The following is a 5,727-nucleotide window of genomic DNA, read 5'->3' on the forward strand; positions in this document are numbered from 1 at the left end:
AGCGCCTTGACCGTCCGATGTCCGCACGGGGAAGGTGCGGCGGATTGAGAACTCGGACGAGGGCGAAAACCCTTCTGGTTTCCTGTTCCGGACCCCTGTCGAACGGAGCTGAGCTTGGTTCGGTTCGAGAATGTTGGACTGCGCTACGGGCTGGGAGCGGAGATCCTGCGCGACCTCACGTTCCAGATCCCGGCCAATTCGTTCCAGTTCCTCACCGGTCCCTCCGGCGCGGGCAAGACCTCGCTGCTCAAGCTTCTGTTCCTGTCGATGCGCCCGACCCGCGGGCTGGTCAACCTGTTCGGTCATGACGTCTCCCTGCTCAACAAGGAGGAGATCGCGGACCTGCGCAAGCGGATCGGGATCGTGCTGCAGGACTTCCGCCTGCTCGATCACATGACCACCTATGAAAACGTGGCCCTGCCGTTTCGCGTTCTCGGCCGGGATGAATCGAGCTATCGCAAGGAAGTGATCGATCTGCTCAAATGGGTCGGCCTCGGCGAACGGATGGACGCGCTGCCGCCGATCCTGTCCGGCGGCGAGAAGCAGCGGGCCGCGATCGCCCGCGCGGTGATCTCGCGGCCGCAGTTGCTGCTGGCGGACGAGCCGACCGGCAACGTCGATCCGACGCTCGGACGGCGGCTGCTCCGGTTGTTAATCGAATTGAATCGATCGGGCACTGCGGTCATTATCGCGACCCATGACATCTCGCTGATGGACCAGTACGAGGCGCGGCGGCTGGTTCTGCATCAGGGACGCTTGCACATCTATGAGTAGGACCGAACAGCACGGCACCTTGGTGGACCTGGGCTTCGAGCGCCCGCAGATCGCGGCGCGGGCGCGGAACCAGTCGCCGATCGTGCCGCGCAACTCGATTTCCGGCCGGGCCCTGGTCGCGGTCGTCGCCATCATGACCTTTCTCGCTTCGATCACGACCGGCACGGTGCTTTTGGTCAGCGCGTCCGCGGCCGACTGGCAATCGGAAGTGGCGAGCGAGATCACGGTGCAGATCAGGCCATATGCCTGGCGCGACATCGAGAAGGACGTGGCCGCGGTCACCGACGCGATGCGCGCCCAGCCCGGCATCGTCGACGTCAAGCCGTTCACCAAGGACGAATCCTCGAAGCTTTTGGAACCGTGGCTGGGCAGCGGACTCTCGCTCGACGATCTGCCGGTGCCGCGGGTGATCGTAGCCCGCGCTCAGCCCGGCGCCGGGCCGGATCTCGCCAATTTGCGCAGCAGGGTGAACCAGATCGCGCCGACCGCCAGCGTCGACGATCATCGCGCCTGGATCGAGCGGATGCGCTCGATGACCGGCGCGACGCTCGCGGCGGGCTTCGGCATTCTGGCGCTGGTGATCGTCGCAACCATCATTTCGGTGTCGTTCGCGACCCGCGGCGCGATGGCGGCCAACCGCCCGATTGTGGAGGTGCTGCATTTCGTCGGCGCCGGCGACCGCTACATCGCGGGCCGCTTCCAGCGGCATTTCCTCAGGCTCGGTCTCGAGGGCGGGCTGATCGGCGGCGGGCTTGCCATGCTCGCCTTCGGTTTTTCGGAATCCATTGCGGGATGGTTTTCCGGCACCGCGGTTGGCGACCAGTTCGCGGCGCTGCTCGGCACCTTCTCGCTGCGTCCCTCCGGCTATCTGGTGCTGGCCGTGCAGGCCGTGCTGATCGGCGTCATCACGGCCTGGGCCTCGCGGCGCACGCTGTTCGCCACCCTCAACGAGATCGAATGACGCGCGGCAGTTCACCCTCCAGGGCAGGGTGATAACGGAGTTCGTGGATAGGTCGTCTCGCACGACTGATCGACGACCGGGCGGGCTGCATATCTGTCGAAAACCCTCTACAATTGCTCGAACCGGCGAACGCGCCCCCTTTCGGCGGGCTTCGTTTCGCACAGCAGAAGGATCGACGCGCGCCGCATGCCGCCCAAGCCCGACCATATGACCGAGCGCGGTCCCGCCTATGTCTGGCTCGCTCGCTCGCGCGCGCTGGTGTCGGCGGTGCTGGCGATCGTCTTCGCCGCGGCGGGCATCGGCTTTCTGGCGTTCCTGTCGCAGCTGCGCGAGGCCGAGGCGAGGCCCGACCGCAAGGCCGACGGCATTGTCGTGCTGACCGGCGGATCCTCGCGCGTCTCCGATGCAGTGGAACTGCTCGCGGCCGGCTACGGCAAGCGGCTGCTGATCTCCGGCGTGCACCCTGCCAGCGCTGCCAGCGATATCTCCCGCGCGCTGCCGGAGAATCAGTCGTTCATCAGGTGCTGCGTCGACCTCGATCATTCCGCCCAGAATACCCAGGGCAATGCCGAGCAGGCGCGGCTCTGGGCGCGCGAGCGCGGCTTCCGCTCCGTGATCGTGGTGACGTCGAACTATCACATGCCGCGCGCGATCGTCGAATTCTCGCACGCGATGCCGGACGTGGTCCTGATCCCCTATGCGGTGGTCGGCGAGAAATGGCGCGACGAACCGTGGTGGGCGAACGGCACCACAATGCGGCTCGTGCTGTCGGAATATTTCAAATACGTCGCCGCGGAAGTGAGGGTGCGCCTGGCCGCGCTCGGGCTGGATTTCGGCCCGGAGCTCTCAGAGCCGCCCGCCAGCGTGCTCTCGCACCGGCCCGCGACGGCGCAAGTCAACTGATCGGGTCTCCTGATGGTCGCCATTTTCCTCCGCTCGCTGGTCTTCAATATCCTGTTCTATCCGGTGTTCCTGTTCTGGGCCGTCATCGCGCTGCCGACGCTCGCGATGCCCCGCGCGGCGCTGATGCGGGTCGCGAGCTGGTGGGCGCGCAGCAACATTTTTCTGATGCGCGTGATCTGCAACATCAAGGTCGAGTTCCGCGGCGTCGAGAAGATTCCGAAGGGACCGCTGATCGTCGCCGCAAAACATCAGTCGATGTGGGAGACGATTTCGCTGCTGCGCTTCTTCGATGCGCCGTTCTTCGTGCTCAAGCGCGAGCTGAAATGGATCCCGCTGTTCGGCCTGTTCCTGATCAAGTCGGACATGATCGCGATCGATCGCGGCGCCGGCGCGCGCGCGCTGAAGGCGATGATGCGGCGCGCCGCGGAGGAGGTGCGCCACGGCCGGCAGTTCGTGATCTTTCCGGAGGGCACGCGCAGGCCGGTGGGCGCCCCGCCGCATTACAAGACCGGCGTCGGCCTGATCTATGCGAACTGCGTGGTGCCGTGCCTGCCGGTCGCGCTCAACTCCGGCCTGTTCTGGCCGCGCCGGACATTTTTGCGCTATCCGGGAACACTGGTCGTCGAGTTTCTCGATCCGCTGCCGCCGGGCTTGCCTCGGGATCAGTTCATGATGCGCATCGAGGCCGTGATCGAAGAGGCCACCGGTCGTCTCGTCGCCGCCGGACAGGCCGAGCAGGCGGAGCTGTTCGCCCGCGCACCGGCGGCCGCGAAGGCGTAGTTAGTCTTGCTGCGTCATAAGACCCTCATGGTGAGGAGCGCGCCCTTGCGCGCATCTCGAACCATGAGGCCCCGATGCGGATTTCCGGGCCTCATCCTTCGAGACGCGGCGAAGACGCCGCTCCTCAGGATGAGGGGATATAGCTGTTTCCGACGCAGAAGTATTAACGCCTAAAGATCGCGTTCGATTGGAGTCGCATCGAGAGTGCGCCCCCTCCAGCAAGCGGGAGTGGTGTGGCCAGCGGTTTCGTTGTCACGCCTCGCTCGCGGTCTCCGGCGGCGGGGCGTGCAGCGCATGCCGATCATCGTGCAGCATCAGCGCGAGCCGATGCAGCTGTGCGTCACGAAATCCCTCCGCCTCGATCGCCTTGACGGTTGCGATGACATAGTCGCGATTGGCGCCGGACTGGCCGTGTCCCTGCCTGACGAGGCGCAGCTGTTCGGCAAGCGACAGCCGCCCGGCATATTGGCCATGGCCGCGATCGACCACATAGGCGAGCGCGCTGACGCGCTCGCGCGCCGCATTTTCCAGCCAGACCGAGCGCATCACTTCGCGATAGACCGATGTCACCTGTTCGCGCGCGCGCAAATAGGCGACGGTCTCGGCGCGGTTATTTTCGGCAACCCGGAACGCCACGCCGCGGCAGGCTCCGCCGCGGTCGAGCCCGAGCACCAGCCCGGGTTTTTCCGGGGTGCCACGATGCACGAACGAATAGACGCAGAGGGCGCGATGTTCGCCGACCAGCCGGGCCGGGACCTGCTCCAGGAAATCGAAGCCCGGCCGCCACATCAGCGAGCCGTAGCCGAACACCCAGAGGTCGCCTGTGGAAAAATCCTGCTCGGAGAGGTTCATTGCGGCCATTTCGAGAGAACAGCTAGCAGAATTTGGCGGGGGATGAAAATGCGTTAACTTGATTGCTCAACCCGCGATCGCTATTGAGCGGGATTTGACGACCACAGGCGATGGGCTTGGGCCATCGTGCCCTGGGTTATTATTTGAGCATGATCTTTTCGGAAGACCGCTTCGCACCTGTCCGGATCATGCTCGAGGGGAGCGCCGATGTCCGTTAACGTTCCAGCGCCGCGCCGCCATGCGCGATGGCCCATCTTCATCGCGCCCGTGCTGCTTCTCATCGTGGCGGTCGCCTGGAGCGCGTTCTGGTTCTACGCGGCCTCCCAGGTCGACGTCGTGACCGACGCCTGGCGCGCCAAGGAGGCGAAGGCCGGCCGGGTCTATGATTGCGGCCGCCGCTCAGTCGCGGGCTTTCCGTTCCGCCTCGAAGTGCGTTGCGATGATGTCAGCGTGCAGCTGATCTCGCAGACCGCGGACCGGACGGCAAATGCGACGCCGATCACGGCGAAGCTCGGCGAGATCCTCGTCATCGCGCAGGTCTATGATCCAAAACTGGTGATCGCGGAATTTTCCGCGCCGGCAACGATTTCGGACCCCGGCGGGGCCGCATCCTATGTCGCAAACTGGAGCAAGGGCCGCAGCAGCGTGGTCGGATTGCCCGGCGTGCCGCAGCGCGCCTCCATCGTGTTCGAGGATCCGACGCTCGACCGTGTCGACCGGTCAGCGCGGCAGGCGCTCGCCGGCGCCAAGCATGTCGAACTGCACGGCCGTCAGGTCGAAGGTGCGCCGCCCGATCGTCCCGTCGTCGAGGCCGTGCTCGAAATCGCGGCGGGACGGATCCTCGAGCAGCATCCGCTGCTGGCTACCCCGTTCGAGGCCGACATCCACACCACGGTCAGTGGCTTGAAGGACCTGTCGCCACGCCCCTGGCCAGAACGGTTTCGCATGATCCAGGCCGCGGGCGGACATCTCGACATCGTGCAGTCGCGCGTGCAGCAGGGCGAGGTGATCGCGGTCGCCACGGGCACGCTGGGGCTCAGCCCGAGCGGATCGCTCGATGGCGAACTGCAGATGACGGTCGCGGGCCTCGAAAAGATCGTGCCCGCGCTCGGCATCGACAAGATGCTGGAGCAGGGCGTGCCGCAGGCGACGCTCGACCGCGTTGCCCCCGGCGTGAAGTCACAGGACATTAACAAGCTGATGGGCGCGCTCGACCGCGCGCTTCCCGGGCTTGGCAACGTCGTCCGGCAGAACGCCACCATCGGTGTCGCGGCCGGTCTCAATGCGATCGGCAAGGAGGCCGTGCTGGAAGGCAGGAAGGCGCGGACATTCCCGCTGCGCTTTGCCGATGGCGCGGTGTATTTCGGGCCGTTCAAGGTGGCGCAGATTCCGCCGCTGTTCTGATCTAGGCGCTTCCCTCCGCCTTCTTCGGACGCTTGCATGATCCGCGCGTGCGC

At 65.6% G+C, this 5,727-nt stretch carries 6 protein-coding genes; 5 read left to right on the top strand and 1 reads right to left on the bottom strand.

Annotated features, from left to right (window positions below):
- The first annotated feature begins 114 nt into the window (after positions 1-114).
- The 4 genes from ftsE to JOZ76_RS25935 all read left to right on the top strand — a co-directional run bounded on the left by ftsE (position 115) and on the right by JOZ76_RS25935 (position 3,418).
- The gene (gene ftsE / locus JOZ76_RS25920) at positions 115-774 is read left to right on the top strand and encodes a cell division ATP-binding protein FtsE (RefSeq protein ID WP_291703476.1); all 660 of its coding nucleotides are present in this window, start codon (positions 115-117) and stop codon (positions 772-774) included.
- Complete coding sequence (locus JOZ76_RS25925; protein ID WP_291703478.1) at positions 767-1,735, top strand: cell division protein FtsX; 969 nt, start codon at positions 767-769, stop codon at positions 1,733-1,735. Before ftsE ends, JOZ76_RS25925 begins: the two co-directional genes overlap by 8 nt.
- Positions 1,736-1,942: 207 nt before the next feature.
- A complete protein-coding gene (locus tag JOZ76_RS25930; RefSeq protein ID WP_291703486.1) occupies positions 1,943-2,638 on the top strand; it encodes a YdcF family protein in 696 nt (231 codons plus the stop codon).
- Between the two features lie 12 nt (positions 2,639-2,650).
- Positions 2,651-3,418 (top strand): lysophospholipid acyltransferase family protein, encoded by a 768-nt coding sequence (locus JOZ76_RS25935; protein ID WP_291703479.1) that lies wholly within the window; start codon positions 2,651-2,653, stop codon positions 3,416-3,418.
- A 252-nt stretch (positions 3,419-3,670) separates the two neighbouring features.
- Here JOZ76_RS25935 and JOZ76_RS25940 read toward each other — a convergent pair whose 3' ends face one another.
- Complete coding sequence (locus JOZ76_RS25940; RefSeq protein WP_441300096.1) at positions 3,671-4,279, bottom strand: gamma-glutamylcyclotransferase; 609 nt, start codon at positions 4,277-4,279, stop codon at positions 3,671-3,673.
- 198 nt (positions 4,280-4,477) lie between these two features.
- On the opposite strand from JOZ76_RS25940, the gene JOZ76_RS25945 reads away from it, so the two are divergent.
- Entirely contained in the window at positions 4,478-5,674 is a 1,197-nt protein-coding gene (locus tag JOZ76_RS25945) for a DUF2125 domain-containing protein (protein ID WP_291703484.1), read from the top strand.
- Positions 5,675-5,727: the final 53 nt, after the last annotated feature.

Source organism: Bradyrhizobium sp. (assembly GCF_019244115.1).
Taxonomy (GTDB): Bacteria; Pseudomonadota; Alphaproteobacteria; order Rhizobiales; family Xanthobacteraceae; genus Bradyrhizobium.

Bases quoted from the DNA above. Each gene is read 5' to 3' on its own strand.
- JOZ76_RS25930 (WP_291703486.1), top strand. From the start codon at position 1,943: ATGACCGAGCGCGGTCCCGCCTATGTCTGGCTCGCTCGCTCGCGCGCG.
- JOZ76_RS25925 (WP_291703478.1), top strand. From the start codon at position 767: ATGAGTAGGACCGAACAGCACGGCACCTTGGTGGACCTGGGCTTCGAG.
- JOZ76_RS25940 (WP_441300096.1), bottom strand. From the start codon at position 4,279: ATGGCCGCAATGAACCTCTCCGAGCAGGATTTTTCCACAGGCGACCTC.
- JOZ76_RS25935 (WP_291703479.1), top strand. From the start codon at position 2,651: ATGGTCGCCATTTTCCTCCGCTCGCTGGTCTTCAATATCCTGTTCTAT.
- JOZ76_RS25945 (WP_291703484.1), top strand. From the start codon at position 4,478: ATGTCCGTTAACGTTCCAGCGCCGCGCCGCCATGCGCGATGGCCCATC.